Annotated in this window: 21 protein-coding genes and 1 pseudogene; 14 read left to right on the top strand and 8 right to left on the bottom strand. The window is 70.7% G+C overall.

Annotation, left to right across the window (positions count from 1 at the left end; translation table 11 throughout):
* Positions 1-18 precede the first annotated feature (18 nt).
* The 3 genes from NYO98_RS16475 (at position 19) to ettA (ending at position 4,079) form a co-directional block, all read left to right on the top strand.
* Positions 19-1,674, top strand: coding sequence for a GTP-binding protein (locus NYO98_RS16475; RefSeq protein ID WP_268112816.1), 1,656 nt, complete (start codon positions 19-21; stop codon positions 1,672-1,674).
* 194 nt (positions 1,675-1,868) lie between these two features.
* Positions 1,869-2,330 carry a single-stranded DNA-binding protein gene (locus NYO98_RS16470; protein ID WP_268112815.1) on the top strand — a complete coding sequence of 154 codons (462 nt, stop codon included), beginning with the start codon at positions 1,869-1,871 and terminating at the stop codon, positions 2,328-2,330.
* 66 nt (positions 2,331-2,396) lie between these two features.
* The gene (ettA, locus tag NYO98_RS16465; protein WP_268112814.1) at positions 2,397-4,079 is read left to right on the top strand and encodes an energy-dependent translational throttle protein EttA; all 1,683 of its coding nucleotides are present in this window, start codon (positions 2,397-2,399) and stop codon (positions 4,077-4,079) included.
* Between the two features lie 75 nt (positions 4,080-4,154).
* Here ettA and NYO98_RS16460 read toward each other — a convergent pair whose 3' ends face one another.
* The 3 genes from NYO98_RS16460 to NYO98_RS16450 all read right to left on the bottom strand — a co-directional run bounded on the left by NYO98_RS16460 (position 4,155) and on the right by NYO98_RS16450 (position 6,557).
* The gene (locus NYO98_RS16460) at positions 4,155-4,649 is read right to left on the bottom strand and encodes a MarR family winged helix-turn-helix transcriptional regulator (protein WP_268112813.1); all 495 of its coding nucleotides are present in this window, start codon (positions 4,647-4,649) and stop codon (positions 4,155-4,157) included.
* A gap of 35 nt (positions 4,650-4,684) precedes the next feature.
* Entirely contained in the window at positions 4,685-5,899 is a 1,215-nt protein-coding gene (locus tag NYO98_RS16455) for an acetyl-CoA C-acetyltransferase (RefSeq protein ID WP_268112812.1), read from the bottom strand.
* 61 nt (positions 5,900-5,960) lie between these two features.
* On the bottom strand, positions 5,961-6,557 hold the full coding sequence (locus NYO98_RS16450) for a TetR/AcrR family transcriptional regulator (RefSeq protein ID WP_268112811.1): 597 nt from the start codon (positions 6,555-6,557) through the stop codon (positions 5,961-5,963).
* Between the two features lie 136 nt (positions 6,558-6,693).
* On the opposite strand from NYO98_RS16450, the gene NYO98_RS16445 reads away from it, so the two are divergent.
* Positions 6,694-6,876, top strand: coding sequence for a hypothetical protein (locus NYO98_RS16445; RefSeq protein WP_268112810.1), 183 nt, complete (start codon positions 6,694-6,696; stop codon positions 6,874-6,876).
* A gap of 69 nt (positions 6,877-6,945) precedes the next feature.
* The gene (locus NYO98_RS16440) at positions 6,946-7,806 is read left to right on the top strand and encodes an acyl-CoA thioesterase (protein WP_268112809.1); all 861 of its coding nucleotides are present in this window, start codon (positions 6,946-6,948) and stop codon (positions 7,804-7,806) included.
* Here the strand turns inward: NYO98_RS16440 and NYO98_RS16435 are convergent.
* Positions 7,790-8,167: a globin gene (locus NYO98_RS16435; RefSeq protein ID WP_268112808.1), complete on the bottom strand. Its 378-nt coding sequence runs from the start codon at positions 8,165-8,167 to the stop codon at positions 7,790-7,792. The genes NYO98_RS16440 and NYO98_RS16435 overlap by 17 nt on opposite strands.
* 43 nt (positions 8,168-8,210) lie before the next feature.
* Positions 8,211-9,266, bottom strand: coding sequence for a mechanosensitive ion channel family protein (locus NYO98_RS16430; RefSeq protein ID WP_268112807.1), 1,056 nt, complete (start codon positions 9,264-9,266; stop codon positions 8,211-8,213).
* A gap of 31 nt (positions 9,267-9,297) precedes the next feature.
* On the opposite strand from NYO98_RS16430, the gene NYO98_RS16425 reads away from it, so the two are divergent.
* On the top strand, positions 9,298-9,687 hold the full coding sequence (locus tag NYO98_RS16425) for a hypothetical protein (RefSeq protein ID WP_268112806.1): 390 nt from the start codon (positions 9,298-9,300) through the stop codon (positions 9,685-9,687).
* Positions 9,674-10,057, top strand: a complete 384-nt coding sequence (locus tag NYO98_RS16420; protein WP_268112805.1) for a DUF5130 family protein — start codon at positions 9,674-9,676, stop codon at positions 10,055-10,057. Before NYO98_RS16425 ends, NYO98_RS16420 begins: the two co-directional genes overlap by 14 nt.
* A 113-nt stretch (positions 10,058-10,170) precedes the next feature.
* Here NYO98_RS16420 and pepN read toward each other — a convergent pair whose 3' ends face one another.
* The gene (gene pepN / locus NYO98_RS16415; RefSeq protein WP_268112804.1) at positions 10,171-12,723 is read right to left on the bottom strand and encodes an aminopeptidase N; all 2,553 of its coding nucleotides are present in this window, start codon (positions 12,721-12,723) and stop codon (positions 10,171-10,173) included.
* A 99-nt stretch (positions 12,724-12,822) separates the two neighbouring features.
* On the opposite strand from pepN, the gene NYO98_RS16410 reads away from it, so the two are divergent.
* The 6 genes from NYO98_RS16410 (at position 12,823) to NYO98_RS16385 (ending at position 18,362) form a co-directional block, all read left to right on the top strand.
* A complete protein-coding gene (locus NYO98_RS16410) occupies positions 12,823-13,422 on the top strand; it encodes a mycothiol-dependent nitroreductase Rv2466c family protein (RefSeq protein ID WP_268112803.1) in 600 nt (199 codons plus the stop codon).
* Positions 13,423-13,464: 42 nt separating this feature from the next.
* Positions 13,465-15,276, top strand: coding sequence for a methionine--tRNA ligase (gene metG / locus NYO98_RS16405; protein WP_268112802.1), 1,812 nt, complete (start codon positions 13,465-13,467; stop codon positions 15,274-15,276).
* Positions 15,273-15,878, top strand: coding sequence for an LURP-one-related/scramblase family protein (locus NYO98_RS16400; RefSeq protein ID WP_268112801.1), 606 nt, complete (start codon positions 15,273-15,275; stop codon positions 15,876-15,878). The genes metG and NYO98_RS16400 overlap by 4 nt, the downstream gene beginning before the upstream one ends.
* Before the next feature lie 8 nt (positions 15,879-15,886).
* The gene (locus NYO98_RS16395) at positions 15,887-16,762 is read left to right on the top strand and encodes an alpha/beta hydrolase (protein WP_268112902.1); all 876 of its coding nucleotides are present in this window, start codon (positions 15,887-15,889) and stop codon (positions 16,760-16,762) included.
* A 324-nt stretch (positions 16,763-17,086) separates the two neighbouring features.
* Positions 17,087-17,815: a hypothetical protein gene (locus NYO98_RS16390; RefSeq protein WP_268112800.1), complete on the top strand. Its 729-nt coding sequence runs from the start codon at positions 17,087-17,089 to the stop codon at positions 17,813-17,815.
* Positions 17,781-18,362 carry a hypothetical protein gene (locus NYO98_RS16385; RefSeq protein WP_268112799.1) on the top strand — a complete coding sequence of 194 codons (582 nt, stop codon included), beginning with the start codon at positions 17,781-17,783 and terminating at the stop codon, positions 18,360-18,362. Before NYO98_RS16390 ends, NYO98_RS16385 begins: the two co-directional genes overlap by 35 nt.
* Before the next feature lie 372 nt (positions 18,363-18,734).
* Here NYO98_RS16385 and NYO98_RS16380 read toward each other — a convergent pair whose 3' ends face one another.
* Positions 18,735-20,006 (bottom strand): IS110 family RNA-guided transposase, encoded by a 1,272-nt coding sequence (locus NYO98_RS16380; protein WP_268112798.1) that lies wholly within the window; start codon positions 20,004-20,006, stop codon positions 18,735-18,737.
* 380 nt (positions 20,007-20,386) lie between these two features.
* On the opposite strand from NYO98_RS16380, the pseudogene NYO98_RS16375 reads away from it, so the two are divergent.
* Positions 20,387-20,761 (top strand): annotated as a pseudogene (locus NYO98_RS16375) (adenylyltransferase/cytidyltransferase family protein); the annotation flags it as partial.
* Between the two features lie 113 nt (positions 20,762-20,874).
* Here the strand turns inward: NYO98_RS16375 and NYO98_RS16370 are convergent.
* Positions 20,875-22,215 carry an HNH endonuclease gene (locus NYO98_RS16370; protein WP_268112797.1) on the bottom strand — a complete coding sequence of 447 codons (1,341 nt, stop codon included), beginning with the start codon at positions 22,213-22,215 and terminating at the stop codon, positions 20,875-20,877.
* Positions 22,216-22,377: the final 162 nt, after the last annotated feature.

The following is a 22,377-nucleotide window of genomic DNA, read 5'->3' as shown; positions in this document are numbered from 1 at the left end:
AGAGACGATGGGGAACACATGACGTCGTTGCTCGAAGGGGCCAAGAAGCTGGTCACCAGGAGCTCTGACATCGGCGCGCGCGTCGAGGGACTCGAGCGCGCCGCCGAGGCGGCCCGTGGCCGGGTCGACGACGCCGTGGTCGACGACGCCACCGCCGTGGCCGCCCGCGCCTCCAGCCGCCTCAAGCTGTCCGCCGAGCACACGGTGGTCGCCCTCGGCGGCGCCACCGGCTCCGGCAAGTCCTCCACCTTCAACGCGCTGAGCGGCCTCGAGCTGGCCGCGGTCGGCGTACGCCGTCCCACCACCTCGTGGGCCACCGCAGTCGTGTGGGGCAAGCAGGGCGCCGAGGAGCTGCTGGAGTGGCTCGGCATCCCCGCCCGCCACCAGGTGACGCGCGACTCGATGCTGTCGAAGGCCGACGAGGACGTCGAGATGCGCGGCGTGGTGCTGCTCGACCTGCCCGACCACGACTCCACGGAGGTGTCGCACCACCTCGAGGTCGAGCGGCTCGTGCAGCTCGCCGACATGATGGTGTGGGTCCTCGACCCGCAGAAGTACGCCGACGCCGCCATCCACGACCGGTTCCTCAAGCCCCTCGCCGGGCACGAGGACGTGATGCTGGTGGTGCTCAACCACATCGACACGGTGCCCGAGGACCGTCGCGCCGGCATGGTCGACGACGTGCGCCGCCTGCTCGAGGCCGACGGCCTCCACGGGGTCCCGGTGCTGCCGGTCAGCGCCCGCCAGGGCTGGGGCATCCAGGAGCTCCGCGCGATGATCGCCAAGCGCGTGGCGGAGAAGAAGGTCACCCGCTCCAGGCTCGAGGCCGACGTGCGGTCCGCGGCCCAGCGCCTCGAGGCCGCGACCGGCACGGGCAAGGTGCCGACCCTGTCCAAGGAGCGCGTCGCCGCGCTCGACGACGCCTTCGCCGAGGCGGCCGGCGTCCCGACGGTCGTGAAGGCGGTGGCCGACTCGACCCGGATGCGTGCCAACCGCGCGACCGGCTGGCCCGTCACGGCGTGGTTCTCGCGCCTCAAGCCCGACCCGCTCAAACGTCTCCACCTCGACCTCGGTGCGGCCGGCAAGGAGCTCACCGGCACCGCCCGCACGTCCGTGCCGCACGCGACCGGCGTGCAGCGCGCTCGCGTCGACACCGAGGTGCGGGCGCTGGCCGACCAGGTGGGGGAGGGGATGGCGCCGTCCTGGGCCAGCGCCGTGCGCGCGGCCTCGGTGTCCCGGCTGCCGGACCTCGGTGACCGCCTCGACCGCGCCGTCGCCTCCACCGACCTCGGCGCGACGAAGATCCCCGCCTGGGCCGGCCTGGTGCGCGTCCTGCAGTACCTCCTCGTCCTCGCCGCGCTCGTCGGTGCGGGATGGCTCGCGCTCCTCGCCCTGGGGTCCTACGCCCGGCTGCCCGAGCCCCCGACGCCGGAGGTCGGCGCCTTCCCGCTGCCCACGCTGCTGCTGCTCGGCGGGATCGTCCTCGGCGTGCTCCTCGCCCTGGTCTGCCGCTGGCTGGTCGCGCTCACGGCCAGGTCGCGCGCCCGCGCGGCCGACAAGCGGCTGCGCGACGCGATCTCCGAGGTCTCCGAGGAGATGGTCGTGCAGCCGATCCAGGCCGAGCTCGCCTCCTACGCCACGGTCCGCGAGGGACTGGCGACCGCCCTGCGCTGAGCGCCTGCCGAGCCCGCGCACGTGCGGCGGTCGTGACCGGCACGGGTGGTCGGGGGCCACCAGGCATCCACACCCTGCTGCGCCGGCGGGTTCTCCACAGGCCGGTCGTCCGATCGGCGTGTGCTGTCGGCCCGGCCGCCGAACCTTGGAGCAGCGCGGCGGGCCCGCTGCCGCGGACACCAGGAGGCACCTCGATGAACGACACCCAGATCACCCTCGCCGGCTGGATCGGCGGCGAGGTCACGCTGCGCGAGCTCACCGACGGGCGAGCCGTCGCGACCTTCCGGGTGGCCTGCACCCCGACGCGCTATCGCGACGGCGAGTGGGTCAAGGGCACCACGTCGTGGCACACCGTCAAGGCGTGGAACCGCCTCGGCCGCCACGTCGCGAGCTCGCTCGCCAGCGGCGAGCCCGTCGTCGTGCACGGCAGGCTGGTCGCCGACGTCTGGGAGCGTGACGGCAAGCCCCAGACGTCCCTCGAGGTCGTGGCGAGCGCGGTGGGTCACGACCTCGCCCACGGCACGACGGTCCTCACCCGCGCGGTCCCGGTGACGTCGCCCGCGACCCCGTCGGAGGCCACCCCGGCCACCGCGTCCGCGGCCGGGGCGGAGGCCGTGGTGGAGGCCGTGGTGGAGCAGCCGGTCCGGGCGGCGTGAGCCGGGCGGTCGCGTGCGACCACTGCGATTGTCGGGGCACGGGCGCTTCACCGTAGGCTCGCCCGCATGGCTGAGTACGTCTTCACACTGCGCAACGTGCGCAAGGCCCACGGTGACAAGGTCGTCCTCGACAACGTCACCCTCTCGTTCCTCCACGGCGCCAAGATCGGCGTCGTCGGACCCAACGGCACGGGCAAGTCCTCGCTCCTCAAGATCATGGCGCAGCTCGACCACGCCAACAACGGCGACGCGATCCTCGACCCCGACGCCACGGTCGGCATGCTCCAGCAGGAGCCGCCGCTGACCGAGGGCAAGACCGTCCTGGAGAACGTCGAGGAGGCCGTCGGCGACCTCAAGGCCAAGATGAAGCGCCTCGAGGACGCCTACATGGAGATGGGCGACCCCGACGCCGACCAGGACGCGCTCATGCAGGAGACGGGCGACCTCCAGACCGAGCTCGACAACGCGGGCGCGTGGGACCTCGACAGCCGGCTCGACCAGGCCATGGACGCGCTGCGCTGCCCGCCGCCGGACGTGCTGGTCGACAACCTCTCCGGTGGCGAGCGCCGCCGCGTGGCCCTGTGCAAGCTGCTGCTTCAGCAGCCCGACCTGCTGCTCCTCGACGAGCCCACCAACCACCTCGACGCCGAGTCCGTCCAGTGGCTCGAGGGCCACCTGGCGTCCTACCCCGGCGCCGTCCTGGCCGTGACCCACGACCGCTACTTCCTCGACAACGTCGCCCAGTGGATCCTGGAGCTCGACCGCGGCAAGGCGCACCCCTACGAGGGCAACTACTCCACCTACCTCGAGACCAAGAAGGACCGCCTCAAGGTCGAGGGGCAGAAGGACGCCAAGCGCGCCAAGATGCTGGAGAAGGAGCTGGAGTGGGTCCGCTCCAACCCCAAGGCCCGCCAGGCGAAGAGCAAGTCCCGTCTCGCGCGCTACGAGGAGATGGCGGCGGAGGCCGACCGCATGCGCAAGATCGACACCTCCGAGATCAACATCCCCGCGGGTCCGCGCCTCGGTGACATCGTGCTCGAGGCGGAGAAGCTCGGGAAGGGCTTCGAGGGCCGCACCCTCATGCACGACCTGTCCTTCAAGCTGCCGCGCGCCGGCATCGTCGGCGTCATCGGTCCCAATGGTGTCGGCAAGACCACGCTGTTCCGGATGATCACCGGCTCGGAGGAGCCGGACGAGGGCAGCCTCACCGTCGGCCAGACCGTCAAGCTGTCCTACGTCGACCAGAGCCGCGGGGGCATCGACCCGCAGAAGAACGTCTGGGAGGTCGTCTCCGACGGCCTCGACTTCATCAAGGTCGCCAACTTCGAGATGAACAGCCGCGCCTACGTCGCGTCGTTCGGCTTCAAGGGCCCGGACCAGCAGAAGAAGGCCGGCGTGCTCTCCGGTGGTGAGCGCAACCGCCTCAACCTCGCCCTGACCCTGAAGATGGGCGGCAACCTGCTGCTCCTCGACGAGCCCACCAACGACCTCGACGTGGAGACCCTGTCGTCGCTCGAGGACGCGCTGCTCGACTTCCCCGGCTGTGCCGTGGTCACCTCCCACGACCGGTGGTTCCTCGACCGCGTGGCGACCCACATCCTGGCGTGGGAGGGCGACGAGGACGACCCCGCCAAGTGGTTCTGGTTCGAGGGCAACTTCGCCGCCTACGAGGAGAACAAGATCGAGCGGCTCGGCATCGACGCCGCCCGCCCGCACCGGGTCACCCACCGGCGCCTCACCCGCGACTGAGGTGACGCGCAGCCGGCCGCGGGAACCAGCGGCCGGCTGGACTCGGCCGGGCCGGCATCGAGACCCGGCGCGCGCTCAGGACTGGCGGATCTCCGACTCCGGGTGCCGGTTGACGAGGTGGTCGGCCACCCGGTCGAAGACCCGGCCGACGGCGGCGAAGTCCTCGGCCGGGACGAGGTCGACGATGTTGCGCCGCACGCTCTCCACGTGGCACGGCGCCGCTCGCACGAGCAGGTCGTAGCCCTGGTCGGTCATGGTCGCCACGACGCCGCGCCCGTCCTCGGGCGTCGTGCCGCGGGTGACATAGCCGACCGCCTCCATCCGGGCGACGGTGTGGGTCACCCGGCTGCGCGAGTGCGCCATCGCGTCGGCGAGCTGCGCCATCCGCATCGCCCGGCCCGGGCGCTCGGACAGGCGGACCAGGACCTCGTACTCGGTCAGGGACATGTTGAACTCACGCCGCAGGTCGTCGTCGAGGCGCTCCTCGAGCAGGGTGAACCCCATCATCAGGGCGCGCCAGGAGTGCTGCTGGTCGTCGTCGAGCCATCGCGGCTCCGCCGTCCCCGTCATGGGGCAAGCGTAGTGCTGCCGGAGCCGCGAACGCGTCAGGAGAGCCGCTCGAGGATCATCGCCATGCCCTGGCCGCCGCCGACGCACATCGTGATGAGACCGGTCGACTTGTCGTGCCAGTCGAGGCTGTTGAGCATCGTGTTCTGCAGCCGGGCGCCGGTCATGCCGAAGGGGTGCCCGACGGCGATCGCGCCGCCGTTGACGTTGAGCCGGTCGAGGTCGATGCCGAGGTCCTGGTAGGACGGGACCACCTGGGCGGCGAAGGCCTCGTTGATCTCCACCAGGTCGATGTCGCCGATGCTCATGCCGGCGTGCGCCAGCGCCTTCTTGGTGGCCTCGACGGGGCCGAGGCCCATGATCTCGGGGGAGAGGGCGGAGACGCCGGTGGACACGATCCGCGCCAGCGGGGTCAGGCCGAGCTCGGCCGCCTTGGTGTCGGACATGACCACGACCGCCGCGGCACCGTCGTTGAGCGCGCAGCAGTTGCCGGCGGTGACGACGCCGTCGGGACGGAAGACCGGGTCGAGGCCCGCGATGGCGTCGTACGTCACCCCGGCGCGGGGGCCGTCGTCCTTCGTCACGACCGTGCCGTCGGGCGTGGTCACCGGGGTGATCTCGCGCTCCCAGAAGCCGTCGGCGATCGCCTTCTCGGCGAGGTTCTGCGAGCGGACGGCGAACTCGTCGAGCTCCTTGCGGTCCAGCCCGCGCAGCCGGGCGACGTTCTCGGCGGTCTGGCCCATCGCGATGTAGATGTCGGGGAGTCGGCCGTCCTCGCGCGGGTCGTGCCAGTCCTGGCCGCCCTGGGCCATCTCGTCGGTGCGGGCTCCCGCCTCGGCGAAGAGCGGGTTGCGGGTGTCGGGGATGTGGTCGGACGTGCCCTTGGCGAAGCGGGACACGGTCTCGACGCCCGCCGAGACGAAGATGTCGCCCTCGCCCGCCTTGATCGCGTGGAACGCCATCCGGGTCGTCTGCACCGACGAGGAGCAGTAGCGGGTGATGGTCGCGCCGGGGACCTCGAGGCCGAGCAGGGTGGTGACGACCCGCGCCATGTTGTTGCCGGACTCGCCCCCGGGCAGGCCGCAGCCGAGGAGCAGGTCCTCGATCGTGGTGGGGTCGAGGTCGGGGATCTTGTCCAGCGCGGCCTGCACGGCGAGGACGGTCAGGTCGTCTGGACGGACGTCCTTGAGCGAGCCCTTGTTGGCGCGCCCGATGGGGGTGCGCGCTGCGGAAACGATCACTGCCTCGGGCATGGGGAACTCCGGGTCACTGGGCGGTTGCACGGTCTCCGCGCACCCTAGTCCGGCCGCCCGGTCAGGTCTGCGCAGGGTTGGGGCCGAGCCCGGAGAGCAGCTGCTCGACGCTCGCGCTGACGAAGGCGCGCCGACGCCGCGGGGGCAGCAGGAGCGAGGCGAGCAGGACGCCGTCGAGCGCCGCGACGAGGGTCTCGGCCGAGTCGCCGCCGTCCTGGTCCGCCGCCTCCAGCACCCCGCGCACGGTGCGGACGAGGTCGTCACGCCACTGGGTGAAGCGCTCGGCGAGGGCCGCGTCGCGGGTCGCGGCCACCGTCAGCTCGAGCCGGGCGGCCAGCAGGTCCGGCTCGCCGAGCCAGCGCGAGAACAGCCGGGACACCTCCGCCACGGCGCGCTCGTGGTCGCCGGGACACGACGCCAGGCGCGTGCCCAGCGCGGCCACGTCCGCGGCCAGCCGGTCCGCGACCACGTCGCCGAGGGCGCGGAGCAGCGCGTCGCGGGTGCGGAAGTACGCCGACGAGCTGCCCTCGGACAGTCCGGCCTCGCGGTCGACAGCACGGTGGGTGAGCCCGCGGTTGCCCTGCTGCGCCAGCACGGTCGTCGCCGCCGCCAGGATCTGCCGGCGGCGCGGCGACAGCTCCTCGCGTGCTGGGCTCACGGACTCCTCCTCGGGCGCCGCCCGGATCGCTGTACGGCGGTGACGCAGAACACTACCGGCCCGACTTGCGATCTCCCGAGCGCGGCGTATTCTTCTACATACGTAGAAGTTCTACACCTGTAGAAAGGAACCGATCATGCAGCTCATCGACCCCGCCGCCGCCATCGCCCTCATGGTCCTCGTCGGCATCGCCGCCCTGACCGCCGTCGCCCTGGCTGCGGTCGTCCTCCCCGCCACGCTCCGCGAGACCCGCCACGACCGTGTCGCCCGCCGCGAGTCCATCCCCACCTACTACGGCCGCCTGCACTTCGCCGCCTGACCACCGTCCCCGTGGGCCGGTGACGGACGCCGCCACGCCCCGATCGACCGCTTCTGCGACGATCGGGGCGTGCGCCACTTGTACCGCTGCCCCCTCCGGTGGGCCGACCTCGACCTGCTCGGCCACGTCAACAACGTCACCTACGTCGACTACCTCCAGGAGGCGCGGGTGGACATGTTCCGCACCCACGCCCCCGACAGCCGTGCCGAGGACCTCGCCGAGGGCGTCGTCGTGGTGCGGCACGAGGTCACCTATGTCTCCTCGCTGACCTTCGGGTTCGAGCCGGTGTCGATCGAGTGCTGGGTCACCGAGATCCGCGCCGCCAGCTTCACGATGGCCTACGAGGTCTTCGAGGAGGACGAGTCGGGTGAGCGCACCGTGTTCCTCCGGGCGCGCACGGTGCTCACCCCCTACGTCTTCGCCACCGAGCGGCCTCGCCGCCTCCACGCCGAGGAGCGCGAGTCGCTCGGCCGGCTCCTCGAGCCCGACGAGCCGGTGCGGCCGCCGGCCGCACCCGAGGTCGTCGACGTGCCGGGCGGTCACTACCCGGTCCACGTGCGCTTCAGCGACGTGGACGTCTACGGGCACGTGAACAACGTGAAGTACTTCGAGTACTTCCAGGAGGCGCGCATCCAGCTGATGGTCGCCAGCGGTCGCGAGCTCGGCCAGGGCCACCACCTCGTCGTCGCGCAGACCGACGTCGACTACCGGCGCCCGATCCTCTTCCGCCCCGAGCCGTACGACTGCTCCACCTGGGTCTCGCACATCGGCAGCACGTCGGTCGTCTTCGAGTCCGTGGTCCGTGACGGCGACGAGGTGCTCGCCCGGGCGAGGGTGGTCGGCGTGTGCATCGACAGCGCCACCGGGCGGCCCGCGCCCGTGCCCGAGGAGTTCCGCGACATCGCCGGCGTGGTCACTCCATCGAGTTGACCATGAACTGGGCCGCGTGGGTCACGTAGTCCCAGAACCTGGCGTCCTGCTCCTCGGTGAGGTCGGCCTCGTCGAGCCCGGCCCGGAAGTGCACCAGCCACCGCTGGGCGGCGTCGGGGGTGACGCGGAACGGGGCGTGACGCATCCGCAGCCGCGGGTGCCCCCGCGTATCGCCGTACGTCGTCGGGCCGCCCCAGTACTGCATGAGGAACAGCGTGAACCGCTCCTCGGCGGGACCGAGGTCCTCCTCGGGGTACATCGGGCGCAGCAGCTCGTCGCCGGCCACGCCGGCGTAGAAGCGGTGCACGATCGTGCGGATCGTCGCCTCGCCGCCGATGTCCTCGTAGAAGGTGGTGGTCACGTCCCGATTGTCCCGTGCGGTGCCGACTCGTCCCCGACCGGGGTCAGGCGTCGTCGGAAGGATCCGCGGAGGCCGCCGATGGGGCGCTCTCCTGCCACATCACGCGCTGCGCGACCGCGAGCTCGATGCCCTCGTGCTGGAAGCGCGCCTTGACCCGCTCGCGCATCGCCCGCGCCACGCCCCACTGCTCCAGGGGAGCGGTCTTCAGCGTCACGCGCACCACGATGCCGTCGACCCCCAGCGACTCCACGCCCCAGACCTCGGGCTCCTCGATGACGAGGCCCTTGAAGTCCTCGTCCTCCCACAGGTCGTGGGCCACCTCCTCGAGCACGCGTCGCACCTTCACCAGGTCCTCGGCGTAGCCGACCGTCACGTCGAGCACGGTGCGCGCCCAGTTCTGGCTCATGTTCCCCACGCGGAGGATCTCGCCGTTGCGGACGTACCAGACGGTGCCGTTGACGTCGCGCAGCCGGGTGACGCGCAGGCTGACGGCCTCGACGGTGCCGGACGCCTCACCGAGGTCGACGACGTCGCCCACGCCGTACTGGTCCTCGAAGATCATGAAGATGCCGGAGAGGAAGTCCTTCACGAGCGCCTGCGAGCCGAAGCCGATCGCGACGCCGATGATGCCGGCGCTGGCGATGAGGGGCGCGATGTCGTAGCCGAGCTCGGCGATGAACATCAGCGTGACGACCGTCAGCACGACACCGGTGACGATGCTCTTGAGCAGGGAGCCCATCGTCGCCGCGCGCTGCACCCGTCGCGTGTAGCCGGGGTCGTCGCGCAGGTTGAGGGCCGCTCCCATCCGCCCGCCCGAGATGGCGCGGCTGACCCGGTTGGGCAGCATCCCGTTCTCGGCCTTGCGGACGATGCGGTCGATGAGCCGGTGGAGCAGCCACCGGACCACGAGTCCGATCAGGACCAGTCCCAGCAGGGCGGACGGCTTGCCGACGACCCAGTCGACGGCCGTCGACAAGGTGGCGTCGCCGGTCTGGTCCCAGGTCAGGTTGCAGAGGTTCTCGCTGGTGTCGCAGGGGTTGGTCTCGCTCCCGGAGACCTCGGTCATGGCGATGATCGGGGTGGTGAGGGGGTGAGGCATGCCGGCCAGTATGGGCGATACCCTGTTGCCCGTGACCACGCACGTCAGCGCCTCCCGTCCGTCCCGCAGCACGCGCGTCCGCCGGGCGGGCCGTGCCTCGGCCCTCGCCACCGGCGCCGTCCTCGCCCTGCTCGCCGCGCCGGCCCACGCCGACGTCCCGGAGGGCTGGGGCGACCAGACCCAGCCCTACCAGACCGAACCGCTGCACGTGCTGGGGCTCTACCTGGGCCTCCCCCTGCTGCTGTTCGTGCTGATCGCGGTGGCCGTCTACCTGCCGGCCATGGTCCGCGGTGAGAAGCTGCTGCCCGACCACTCGGCGGGTGAGGTGCAGTGGATCGGTGGACCCCGCCAGGGCGTCGCCGAGCTCCCCGCACCCGACGGCACCGACTCCCGAGCGGGTGGCGCAAGTGGCCGCTGGTGACACCCTGAGCGAGACCGACCGGCTCGCGCTCGACAAGACGATCCGTCTCGCCGAGCAGACCTGCCGCTTCGAGTTCTCCGTCTACGTCGGGCCCGTCGAGGGCGACGACACCCGTGCCTGGGCCACCCGGCTGCACAACCGCCTGGTGGTCCCGGCCCGGAGCGTGCTGGTGCTGGTCGACCCGCGCCGCCGCGTCATCGAGGTCGTCACCGGGGGAGAGGTGCGCCGCCACCTCAGCGACGCCGAGGTCGAGCTGGCCGTGCTGGAGATGGCGTCGGAGTTCGCCGCCGGCAACATGCTGGTCGGGCTGCAGCGGGGCATCGCCATGCTCGCCGAGCACGCGCGCCCGCAGAACACCCTCCACGCCTGACGCGTCGGGCCGGCGTATCCGGTGCCGAGACCACGACGAGCCGGCGCATCCTGGCCTCGAGGGTCAGGACGCGCCGGCTCGACCACCGCTGAGCGGCAGGTGGCGCCTGCTCGTCAGCGGGCGTCGTACTGCTGGGCCGCCAGCGCGCGGGCGATCTCGGCGCGGGCCTCGCCGACGTAGCGCTTCGCCTGCTTGGGCGCCGAGCCCTCCGCGAGCCACTCGTCGAGCCGGCCGAGGGTGGCCTCGGAGCCGAGGGGCTTGGGGAAGCCGTACTCGAGGATGGTCGAGGCCTTGTGGAAGCCCAGCTCGTCGACGAGCGTCTCCGACGCGGCGAGGAACTTCTCGAGGTAGGGCGCGAGCACGTCCTCCTGGCCGAAGCGGAAGATCGAGAACGCGATCTCGCGCGACGTCTCGTTGGGCGTCGACGGGTCCAGGAGCGCGTCCCACGCGGCGGCCTTGGCCTCCGCGGTCGGCTGCGCGGCGCGGGCCGCGGCGGCCTGCTCCTTGCCCGAGATGGTCTTGTCGACCTCGAGCTCCGCGTCGATCTCCGCGTCGCCGAAGCGACCCTGCTTGGCGAGCGCCGTGATCAGCACCCAGCGCATGTCCTGGTCGACGGCCAGCCCGTCGACCTCGAACGAGCCGTCGAGGAGGCCGATGAGGTCGTCGAGCGCCGCGTCGCTCTGGGCCGCGCCGGCGTAGGAGCGGGCGAAGGTGAGCTGGTGGTCGCTGCCGGGCTCGGCGGCGAGCAGCAGCTCGCGCAGCCCCTTCTCCCACGTCGCCTTGAGCTCGGGGCGGTGCGCGGGGTCGGAGTAGAAGTTGATCGCCAGCGCGGTCGACGCCGGGATCCGGGTCACCGCCCACGCGTCGGTCTCCCGGCCGATGTTGGCCAGCACCAGGTCGGCCCAGTCGCGGGTGCGCATCTCGCCGTCACGGGTCATGTCCCACGCGGCACCCCAGACGAGGGCGCGCGGGAGCGAGTCCTCGAAGGTGGACAGCGACGCGACGGCGGTCGCCAGCGACCGCTCGTCGAGGCGGATCTTGGCGTAGGCGTGGTCCTCGTCGTTGAGCAGCAGCAGCGCGGGCTGCTTCACGCCGACGAGCTCGGGCACCTCGGTGCTGGCACCCTCCACGTCGATCTCGACGTAGTCGCGGCGCACCAGGCGGCCGTCGACCTCGTCGTAGAGGCCGATGCCGAGACGGTGGCGACGCAGCGTCGGCCAGTCCTCGTGGGCGGTCTGGCTGACCGCGAACGCCGTGTAGGCGCCGTCGGCGTCGACCTCGAAGGACGGGGCGAGCGTGTTGACGCCCGCGGTCTGGAGCCACTCCTGGGCCCAGCCCTGCAGCTCGCGGCCCGACGACTTCTCGAGCGTGGCGAGCAGGTCCTTGAACTCCGGGTTGCCGTACTCCCACTCCTTGAAGTACTCGCGCAGGCCCTCGAGGAACGGCTCGATGCCCACCCACGCGACGAGCTGCTTGAGCACCGAGGCGCCCTTGGCGTAGGTGATCATGTCGAAGTTGACCTCGACCGCGTGCAGGTCGACGTTGTCGGCCGCGATCGGGTGCGTCGAGGGCAGCTGGTCGGCGCGGTAGCCCGTCTGCTTGCGGGCGTTGGCGAAGCCGGTCCACGCGTCGGTGAACTCGGTGGCGTTGGCCTCGCACCAGTAGCAGGCCCACTCGGCGAACGACTCGTTGAGCCACAGGTCGTCCCACCACTTCATGGTGACGAGGTCGCCGAACCACATGTGGGCCATCTCGTGGGTGATGACCGACGCGCGGAACTCGAAGAACGAGCGCGGCTGGCGGCTGCGGGGGAGGTACTCGTCGCGCAGCGTCACGCAGCCGGCGTTCTCCATCGCCCCGGCGTTGTACTCGGGCACGTAGAGCTGGTCGTACTTCCCGAACGGGTAGGGGTAGTCGAACTGCTCCTCGAACCACTCGAAGCTCTGCTTGGTGAGCTTGACCAGCTCGGCCGTGTCCATGTGCTCCTTGAGCGACTGGCGGCAGTAGTGGCCGAGCGGGATGGTGCCGAACTTGCCCTCGTAGGTGTCGTGCTCGCCGTGGTACTCACCGGCCACGATCGCGGTGATGTAGGTCGACATCCGCTTGGTGGTGGGGAAGCTCCACAGCGACGCACCGTCGCCGGCGTCGGTCGGCTCCGGGGTGGCGGCGTTCGAGACCACGACCCAGTGTGACGGCGCGGTGACGTTGAAGGTGAAGACGGCCTTGAGGTCGGGCTGCTCGAAGGTGGTGAACACGCGCCGGGCGTCCGGCACCTCGAACTGGCTGTAGAGGTAGACCCGGTCGTCGGCCGGGTCGACGAAGCGGTGCAGGCCCTCGCCGGTGTTGGAGTAGGCGCAGTCGGCGGTGACGACGAGCGTGTTGGTCGCCTCGAGGTCGTCGAGCACGATGCGGCTGTCGGCGTACGCCGTGGCGGGGTCGAGGCTGCGACCGTTGAGGGTGATCTCGCGGACGCTGGGGGCGACCAGGTCGGCGAACGTGCCCGCGCCCGGCTCACGGCACGTGAACTCGAGCGTGGTGGTGGAGACGAAGGTGGTCTCCTCGGGCTGGGTGGCTGACGTCAGGTCCAGGTCGACGGTGTACGCCGTGACGTCCAGGAGGGCGGCGCGGGTGGCGGCCTCGTCCCGGGTGAGGTTGGTTCCAGGCATGCGGGCATCCTGCCACCGGCGTGTGGCGGCGCCCACATCGGTGGGAGCGGGTGAGGGGGCGAGGGGAATAGGTGGCCCGGCCGGTCGATTGTGGTGGACATGGCTACCGCTGACCTCTGGTTCGACCCCCTCTGCCCGTTCGCCTGGATCACCTCGCGCTGGATCCGCGAGGTCGAGCAGGTCCGCGACATCGAGGTGCAGTGGCACGTGATGTCGCTGGCCTACCTCAACAAGGACAAGGACATCCCGCAGGACTACCGCGACATGCTGGCCGGCAAGGAGAAGCCGGTGCGGGTCGCGATCAAGATCGCCCAGGAGCACGACAACGCCACCCTCGGCGACTGGTACACCGCCATCGGCACGCGTCGCCACAACAACGGTGAGGAGCTCGACCGCGAGACCGTGGCCAAGTCCCTCGCCGACGTGGGCCTGCCTGCCGACCTGATCGAGGCCTGGGACGACGAGTCCCTCGACGAGGCCGTCGCCACGAGCCACCACGAGGGCATGGACGCCGTCGGCGACGACGTGGGCACGCCGACCATCCACATCAACGGCTCCGCGTTCTTCGGCCCCGTCCTGTCCAAGATCCCGCGCGGCGAGGAGGCCGGCGAGCTGTGGGACGGCGCGGTCGCCGTCGCGAAGTTCCCGTACTTCTACGAGCTCAAGCGCTCCCGCACGGGCGACCTCGACTTCAGCTGACCCGGGAGATCCGGGTGGCGTCCGGTCACTAGGCTTGCGCCCATGACTCGTGTCCTGTCCGCCGTCGCCTGGCCGTACACCAACGGCCCGCGCCACATCGGCCACGTCGCCGGTTTCGGCGTGCCCTCCGACGTCTTCAGCCGGTTCATGCGGATGGCGGGCCACGACGTCCTGATGGTCAGCGGCACCGACGAGCACGGCACGCCGATCCTCGTGCTGGCCGACAACGAGGGGCTGCCCGCCCGCGAGCTGGTCGACAAGTACAACCAGGTGATCGTCGACGACCTGTGCGGACTCGGCCTGTCGTACGACCTCTTCACCCGCACCACCACCGGCTACCACTACGCCGTGGTGCAGGAGATGTTCGAGACGTGCCGCCGCAACGGCTACATGGTCGAGGAGACCACGAAGACCGCGATCAGCCCCTCGACCGGGCGTACCCTGCCCGACCGCTACATCGAGGGCACCTGCCCCATCTGCGGCTACAAGGAGGCGCGCGGGGACCAGTGCGACAACTGCGGCAACCAGCTCGACCCGACCGACCTGATCGACCCGCGGTCGAAGATCAACGGCGAGACGCCGGAGTTCAAGGACACCCAGCACTGGTTCCTCGACCTGCCCGCCCTCGCCGAGGCGCTGGGGGAGTGGCTCGACCAGCGCGAGGCCACCGGCCTGTGGCGCCCCAACGTCATCAAGTTCAGCCAGAACATCCTCAAGGAGATCCGGCCGCGCGCGATGACCCGCGACATCGACTGGGGCATCCCGGTCCCGGGCTGGGAGGACCAGCCGACCAAGCGGCTCTACGTGTGGTTCGACGCCGTGATCGGCTACCTGTCCGCCTCGATCGAGTGGGCGCGCCGGCTGGGGGAGCCCGAGAAGTGGCGCGAGTGGTGGAACGACGCCGAGGCGGAGTCCTACTACTTCATGGGCAAGGACAACATCGTCTTCCACTCCCAGATCTGGCCCGCCGAGCTGCTGGCCTACAACGGCAAGGGCGACAAGGGCGGCGAGCCCGGCCCCTACGGCACGCTCAACCTGCCCACCGAGGTGGTCTCCAGCGAGTTCCTCACCTTCGGTGACTCGCAGTTCTCCACCAGCCGCGGCAACGTCATCTATGTCGGCGACTTCCTCGCCCGCTACGGCCCCGACCCGCTGCGCTACTACATCTGCGCCGCCGGCCCGGAGACCTCCGACGCCGCCTTCACCTGGGCCGACTTCGTCACCCGCAACAACTCCGAGCTCGTCGCCGGCTGGGGCAACCTGGTCAATCGCACCGCCACGATGATCGCCAAGAACTTCGGGGAGATCCCGGCCGCCGGCCCGCTCGAGGAGGTCGACGAGCAGGTGCTGGCGACGGTCCGCGACGGCTTCACGGGCGTCGGCGACCTGATCGGGAAGCACCGGCTCCGGGCGGCGATCGCCGAGGCGATGCGCGTGGTGGGCGAGGTGAACAAGTACCTCACCGTCACCGAGCCCTACAAGATGAAGGACGAGTCGCAGCGCGAGCGTCTCGCCACCGTCCTCCACGTGGCCGCGCAGTGCGTGAGCGATTGCAACACGCTGCTCTCGCCGTTCCTCCCGCACGCGGCCAACAAGGTCCACGCGGTGCTCGGCGGGGAGGGTGAGCTCATGCCGATGCCGCGCATCGAGCAGGTCGACGAGCTCGAGCCCGACAACGGCGCCGGCCACACGTCGTACGCCGTCATCACCGGCGAGTACACCTCGACGCCCGCGTGGGAGTCGCGACCGGTCGTGGTCGGCGCGAGGGTCGACAAGCCGACGCCGGTCTTCACCAAGCTCGACCCGTCGGTCGTCGAGGAGGAGCTGGCGCGGGCGGCCGGTGAGCCGGCATGACGACGCCCGGCGACCCTCCGCACGAGCCGGCCCGCGCGGCCGAGATGTACCTGCCCCACTTCGTGGTGAAGCAGAAGCTCACCATGATGATCAATCGCTACGAGGTGTCGGAGACCGACGGGTCCGGCAACCCCACCCGGCTGATGGCGCTGGCCGAGCAGAAGCGGATGGCGTTCAAGGAGCAGGTCACCTTCTACTCCGACGCGGGCAAGTCGCGCCCGGTGTTCGGCTTCAAGGCGCGCAAGAAGCTCGACCTCAACGCCGGGTACGACGTCACCGACGAGTCCGGCGCGCAGATCGGCTACTTCAGGAAGGACTTCGGCGCATCGCTGCTCCGCTCGACGTTCCACGTCGAGGGCCCCGGCTACGCCGGCACCGGCCAGGAGCGCAGCCAGGTCGTCGGCCTGATGCGTCGCTTCACCGACCTCGACTTCATGCCGGTCCACTTCGACTTCGTCGACGCCGGCGGTGCTCCGCTCCTCTCGGTCGAGCGCAAGATGTCGCTCGGTGACCGCTACACCGTCACCGTTCCCGACCAGCGGGTCGACTTCCGGGTCGCGGCCGCCGTCGCGGTCGCCCTCGACGCCCTCATGTCCCGCTGACGACCGTGATGTACCCAGAGGTGCGGGCGGCCCTCGAGGCCGACGACAGCCCCACGCTCAGCGCTCCCGGCTTCGACCTCGCTGCCCACCGCGAGGAGGCCCGCCTCGCCAGCCTGCGCCTGCCGCGCGAGGAGGTCGCGTCGGTCGAGGACGTCGACGCCGACGGGGTGCGCTGCCGGCTCTACGTCCCGGCCGACCCCGCGCCGGGGCTCGTCGTGCACGCGCACGGCGGGGGCTTCGTGCTCAACGACATCGACGTCCACGACGGCATCGCCCGGCGGATGGCCAACCGTGGTCGGCGGGCGGTCCTGAACGTGGACTACCGCCGACCGCCCGAGGACCCGTTCCCGGCCGCGCCCGACGACCTCGACACGGTGGTGGGCTGGCTCCGTCGCGAGGGCCCGCCCGGGCCGTACGCCGCCCACGGCGACTCGGCAGGCGCCAACCTCGCCCTCGTCGCTGCCTTGCGCAACCCCGGCTTCTTCGCCGCGGTCGCGCTGGTCTACCCGTTCCTCGACCCGCGAGGGGCCTTCCCGTCGTGGCGGCACGGGGAGGAGTCGGGCTTCGACCCGGCCGAGGCGCGCTGGTACTGGGAGCAGTACGCCCGCACCGAGGCCGACTACGACGACCCCGACCTCGCGCCGCTGCTCTCCGAGCACCTGCACACGCTCCCGCCCACCTTCGTCGCCACCGCGGAGGCCGACCCGCTGCGCGACGAGGGTGAGGAGCTCGCCCGACGGGTCGCGGAGGCCGGCGTCGAGGTCGTCGGCATCCGCTGCCTGGGCCAGACCCACGGCTTCTGGCGGCACGCGGCCTTCACGGCGTCGGAGCCGCTCGTGCGCCAGGTGGCCGGCTGGCTCGACCAGCACCTCACGACTGCCTGAACCGCCGCGTCGGAGTCGGCCCGCTCTCGGTGAGGATGACGAGCTGCACGAATGAGGTGGACCGAGACACCCGGATCTGCCGCGACGTGCATCCGCTCATGCTTGGTCGGCGCACCTTCGCATTGCCGACTGTGAGGCGTGCACACCACCTCCCCTACGGCAACCGCGTTTCACGACGTCAGGGCCTTCACTGAGTCTGGCTGACTTTGTGTTCGTCGGGCGGGTCGACCCATCCCCCGGGGCGGCCCAGTCTCCGTCAGCGGGTCGTGACAACCTTTCGATCCGTTGCGTAGTCATACGGGTTCGTCAACGATCAGGGGAATCATGGGGACGATCAGTCTGAGCGCCGTCGCGTTGCTGGGCGCTGCTCTGCTCGCGCCAGTGGGCACGGCCGCCGCAGCGGGCGAGACATGTCAGGGGCAGGCGGCAACCATCGTCGGGACGCCCGGGGGTCAGATCACCGGAACGGAGGACGCGGACGTCATCGTCACGAACGATGCGACGCGAGTCGACGCGCTCGGCGGCGATGACCTCGTGTGCGCGACCGGCGAGCGCAGCAGCTACGACTCCGTCACCGGCACCTCCACTTTCGTCGTCGTCATCCTCGGCGCGGGGGCCGACACGTTCATCCCCTCCGAGCGCAGCGGATCCACGATCCACGCGGGCACCGTCGACGGCACCGACACCGAGGCTGACGTCATCCGCCTCAGCTGGACCGCCGGCCTCGTCATCTCCGGCATGCCTGGCCAGCCGAACGCCGACATCATCGACCTCGGCGACAGCGGCGACGTCAGGTGGAGCGGCATCCAAACCGCCCCGGGCGCGGTGTCTGCGGTCGGCTACAGCATCGGCACCGGCCTCTTGAGCGTTCGATCCGCCAACGGCGACGTCACCATGGACGCCAGCGGCACGGTGACGGGGGGCGACACGAAACTCACCTGGACGGGCCGGTTCGCCCGGCTCGGTTTCACTACGTCGGCCAAGTACGGACGGTTCACGTTCCGCGGAACCGACCGCATTGAACACATCAAGGTCAACGCCGAGGACGTATGACCGCGACATCGCGCTCGGCAGCGGCAACGACCTTTACGAGTCGAACAGCCTGGGCGGAAAGGCGACGCGGATCAAGGGCGACATCGGGCGCAACACACTGCTGCTCGACCTCAAGAGCCACGACCGGGTGCGCGCCGACCTGAGCCGTTCCCGGGTGACGGCCACCAAGGCGGGCGTCACGGACTCGATCCGCGTCAGCGACTTCAATGGCCTCGCCGTGGCCGCGAAGCGTGCCGTCGTCATCGGCACCGACCGCACGGACTTCATCAGGGTCGCCGCGTGCCGGACGACGCTCAAGGGAATGAAGGGCGGGGACGGACTCTACGTTGACTACAAGCTCAAGAGTTATCTCGCAGACTCTTTGACCCCGCCTCGGTGCTCCGACTACGAGGCCACGATCGACGGCGGCCCTGGCAACGACTACATCACCGGGAACTACGGCGATGACCGCCTCATCGGCGGCCCTGGCAACGACAGCGTGCGGGGTCAAAAGGGGCGCGACGTGTGCCAGGGCGAGACGATTCGGGGATGCGAGAAGCGCATCTGACCCAGCGATAGGCGCGTCTCGTGTGCCCCGCAGCGGGTGAGGTAGCAGCCGGGCCGTAGCCCTCCCCGGGACGGCCCGGCGGCCCGTCCGCGGTCTGACAGCGCAGAGCAAGCAGCGACCTCGATAGAAGACGGAGGACGGCTTCTCCAAAGCGTCCGCTCATCAGCGTAAGGCGGTTTGCGTCAAGCATCTGTTCGGTGCCGCGTCCGTCGTCTGTCCCTGCATAGCGGTGAATCGGGCTGTGCCCGGCAGCGTGTAATCGGGTTGAGGAGACGACGGACGGGGCTGCCCGCGATGAGCGACGAGGTACTCGTGGTCCTCAATGCCGCGTAGGGCTTGCCCCGACCGTCAACTTGATGCCCCGCCTACTGATCAGGCCGCGATCGTGACCGCCTCCCTGCGCCGGGTGCCGTGAGCGGCGATGACCGGGTCCCAGGCTTGGCCGGTGGTGATCACCGCGTGCAGGTGCCGCAGGATCGCCGCGGCGATGACGCTTTGGGCTTGGGTGGCGGTGAGCTTGTTGGTCTCGCGGGTGGTGAGGTGTCGGTAGCGGGCGGCGTAGACGGTGTTGGTCTGCAACGCTCCCCAGACCGCGCGCCAGGCCGCCAACCGGAGCTTTGGCCGGCCCTGGCCGGTGAGCTTGCTCTTGCCGGTGAAGGTGCCGGACTTCTTCTCCCGCGGGGCCAGACCGGCGTGCTTGACCAACGCCCGGGCGGTGGCGAACCGGGTCGGGTCACCGGTCTCGGCGAGGATCGCCGCAGCACCCACCGGCGACAGCCCATGGATGCTGGTGGCGAGTTCGGTGAGGCCGAGCTCGTCGAGGACCGTGGTCATCCGGGTTTCGGTGTCGGCGAGCTTGCGCTGGGTCTCGGCCCAGTCCTCCAGCAGCAGCTGCACCCGCTCCAACGCGCCGCGTCGGTGCGCTGTGACGCCGGTCGGGTCGGCCAGCGCGGTGTAGAGCTTGCGGACGATCCGCAGGCACGGCCTCTGCCCGCCACGCTTGAGGACCTCGCGGCGCGCGGCGCTCTCGAACCGGGCCAGGCCGAGGCGTCGGGTGCGGGCCAGGTCGCCGCCGTCACGGTCCAAGATCACCCACAGCGCAGCCGGCCAGGTCTTGGACCGGAACGGGTAGTTCGCGGTCTCCAGCGCCGCCGGCCACACGCACTCGAGCAGGTCGCGGATCTGGCGGACCTGAGCGCCCGCGTCGACGATCAGCCGTTCCCGCCGGGCACCAAGATGACGGAGCCGGCCCGTCTCATCGACTGGTTCGGGGTCGTAGCAGCGGAGCTGGGCGGTGAGCCTGGCGATCAGGATGGCGTCCTTGTCGTCGGTCTTGTCGAAGGTCAGGTCCTCGCTGCGCCGAGCCCAGGACGTCTGGATCGGCTGCACACAAACGAACGACATGTCACGGTCCGCGGCGAGCTGCCCGAGCACTCGCCACCGGTGACCGGTCGGCTCGCACGCCACCGTCGCTCCAGCAAAGCCGCTGGCTGCAGCACGCTGCGCTGCCCAGTCCAACGCGACACCGAGATCCCAGGCCCGGCACCGGAATGTCTTGCGGGCCAGCACCTTGGAGTCGTGGTCGCACACCACGACCATCTGCTTGCGATCGGCCAGGTCGATCCCGACGATCGCGTTGCTCACCGGCACCAGCTCACGGAGCCGAGCGAGCCGAGCATTCCGGTTCCGATCACCCCGGCTCACGCCATTACCGTTGGTCATGAACGTCCTCCTGTCTGCGATGGGACACCAAGCCCGACAAGCGCAGCAGGGGGACGTTCCTCCGTCCAGAGCCAGCGCTCAGAACGTGTTTCTATGCCGCGTTGAGGGCGGCCAGGCTCGCCCGGATCTGCCGCGACCCGTGCGTCCGCTCATGCCGATGTGCGCGCGGGTACCGTCTCGACGAACTGAAAGTAGCCGTGCTCCCCGACGAACCAGGATGCGCCGATGACAGATGACCCCGGCGCTGAAGCGCGACCCTCGTCGAGGGTCTACGTCGACATGGTCGGAGACCTGTTCCACCTGGCCACGTCGCGTTCCTTCGAGAGGCTCGCAGTCATGGCGACTGGCTGGTGGTCGGCGTCTTGTCCGACGAGACGGTTGCCTCGTACAAACGGCGTCCGATCATGACGCTCGCGGAGCGCGTCGCGGTCATCGAGGCGTGCAGGTACGTCGACGAGGTGATCGCCGACTCCCCGGACCGAGTGACAGCGGAGTTCTTGGAGGAACACGCGATCTCGACGGTGGTGCATGGCGATGACCTGTCACTCGAGGCAGCGTCGGCTGTCTACGGCCCCGCCGTCGCCGATGGACGTTTCGTGCACGTCGCACGTACCTCCACGATCTCCACGACGTCGCTCATCCAGCGCGTGCTGGACGCTGCCGTTCCCGGCGAATGACCGGATCTGTCGCGATGAGCGCACGGATCTGCCGCGTGGGAGCGACCGGTGACCTCCGGTGCCTCCGGGCAGGATGATCCGAACCGAATGAACAGTGCCGCGAAAGCCCGGGACTACGACGCCAGGGTGTAGTTGCTGGCAAGCCGGAGCTCGTAGGGGGAGTAGTCGACGGTTCCGGCGGGTCCGCCGGGGAGTGGTGGTGCCGTGGATCTGAGGATGCGGAGGTGCTCGGTGACGCCGTGGACCTCGTGGAGCCTGGTGTCGCCGGGCTCGGCGACCCAGGAGGCCCACCCGGGCGATTCCTTCACGTAGTTGCAGCGCTCGCACAGCCCCTGGCCGTTGCTTGTGGCAGTCGGTCCGCCGTCGTCCACCCCGGTCACGTGGTCGTGGTGGCGGATGGGGGCGTTGCAGCCTGGGGTGCGGCAGGTCCCGGCGTCTCGGAGGTCGATCAGCTCGGCGAGCTGGCCGTCGAAGCGGCGGTTGGTGGACTCCATCGCGACGAGCGCGCGGTCGTCGGGGCTGGCGAAGAGCCGGCGCAGGGTGGTCTTCGCCGAGTCGCTGGCGCGGCGCACCCACGCCGTGCACAGGGCTGCGGGCAGGAAGCCCTCGCCTTGGACGAAGCCGGGCTCGGTGCCCGTGCCGAGGAGGGACTCGACCCCGATGACCAGGTTGACCCGCACCGGCACGGCGTCGGTGACGCTCTGGTTGCCGGTGACCCGGGCGGCGAGGGTGTCGGCGCGGACCTGCCCGGACGTGCGCTCGTCGCCCGCGGCCCGGGCGGTGGTGGCGGCGGTGTCGAGGGCTGAGCGGACGGCGGCAAGGACCTCGATGGGAAGGGTGGCGATGAGCTGGCCGGTGCCGTCGTCGAGACGACGCGAGGTGACCCGGCGATCGGCACGGGCGCGCCGACAGCGTCGGGTCTCGGACTCGGCGGCGTGGGTCAGGCACGAGCGGCGCACGGCGGCGCGGAGCCGGGCGTCACCGAGACCGGTCAACCGGGGCGCCACGTCTTCGTCGACGCGCCTGCGCTGCTCGGGTGTCAGGTGGGCGACCTCGCGGGCCACCGCGAAGGCTCGCTCCTCGGTGAGCTCGCCGCGAGCGAGCGCGGCCAGCGTCAGTGGGAGGTGGTCGCGCAGTCGGCGAGAGAGCAGCACCCGCTGCTCACCGGCGTACGGACTGGCCAGCGTCGCGAGCGCGACCTCGGCGCCGATCGACATCGCCCGCGGCGGCGTGCGCCGGCCGGACGCCGGCAGGTCCTCGCTGTCGGCGGCGTCAGCGAAGGTGGCCGAGATGACGGCCTGCGCGGCAGCGGCCGCGGACTTGATCCGTTCGAGGGCCTCGAGCTGGTCGAGCAGGTCGGTTCCCGTCGTGGCGGGCGCGAGGACGGCAACGAGGTCGGCAAGCGCGTGCAGGTCGTCGGGCTCCCACACGTTACCCTCCGCTCGGCCTGCCATCCGTCCTCCTCATTGATCGAACATGTGTTCGATTATCTCATGATCAAGCGACACGAGTCAAGAGCGCGAGCTCCACCGCAGGTGCCCGGGTGTTCGCACGCGACCCGCCTCCTCGGGCGTGTCCACAGCCTCGGGCATCCGCCTCGGTCCGCGTGGTCCGGC

Source organism: Nocardioides pini (assembly GCF_026712185.1).
In the GTDB taxonomy this organism is placed as follows: Bacteria; Actinomycetota; Actinomycetes; order Propionibacteriales; family Nocardioidaceae; genus Nocardioides; species Nocardioides pini.
This window is presented reverse-complemented; position numbering and strand designations above follow the sequence as displayed.

Coding starts and splice junctions, on each gene's coding strand:
- NYO98_RS16475 (WP_268112816.1), top strand. CDS start 19: ATGACGTCGTTGCTCGAAGGGGCCAAGAAGCTGGTCACCAGGAGCTCT.
- NYO98_RS16470 (WP_268112815.1), top strand. CDS start 1,869: ATGAACGACACCCAGATCACCCTCGCCGGCTGGATCGGCGGCGAGGTC.
- ettA (WP_268112814.1), top strand. CDS start 2,397: ATGGCTGAGTACGTCTTCACACTGCGCAACGTGCGCAAGGCCCACGGT.
- NYO98_RS16460 (WP_268112813.1), bottom strand. CDS start 4,649: ATGACGGGGACGGCGGAGCCGCGATGGCTCGACGACGACCAGCAGCAC.
- NYO98_RS16455 (WP_268112812.1), bottom strand. CDS start 5,899: ATGCCCGAGGCAGTGATCGTTTCCGCAGCGCGCACCCCCATCGGGCGC.
- NYO98_RS16445 (WP_268112810.1), top strand. CDS start 6,694: ATGCAGCTCATCGACCCCGCCGCCGCCATCGCCCTCATGGTCCTCGTC.
- NYO98_RS16430 (WP_268112807.1), bottom strand. CDS start 9,266: ATGCCTCACCCCCTCACCACCCCGATCATCGCCATGACCGAGGTCTCC.
- pepN (WP_268112804.1), bottom strand. CDS start 12,723: ATGCCTGGAACCAACCTCACCCGGGACGAGGCCGCCACCCGCGCCGCC.
- NYO98_RS16410 (WP_268112803.1), top strand. CDS start 12,823: ATGGCTACCGCTGACCTCTGGTTCGACCCCCTCTGCCCGTTCGCCTGG.
- metG (WP_268112802.1), top strand. CDS start 13,465: ATGACTCGTGTCCTGTCCGCCGTCGCCTGGCCGTACACCAACGGCCCG.
- NYO98_RS16400 (WP_268112801.1), top strand. CDS start 15,273: ATGACGACGCCCGGCGACCCTCCGCACGAGCCGGCCCGCGCGGCCGAG.
- NYO98_RS16395 (WP_268112902.1), top strand. CDS start 15,887: ATGTACCCAGAGGTGCGGGCGGCCCTCGAGGCCGACGACAGCCCCACG.
- NYO98_RS16390 (WP_268112800.1), top strand. CDS start 17,087: ATGGGGACGATCAGTCTGAGCGCCGTCGCGTTGCTGGGCGCTGCTCTG.
- NYO98_RS16370 (WP_268112797.1), bottom strand. CDS start 22,215: ATGGCAGGCCGAGCGGAGGGTAACGTGTGGGAGCCCGACGACCTGCAC.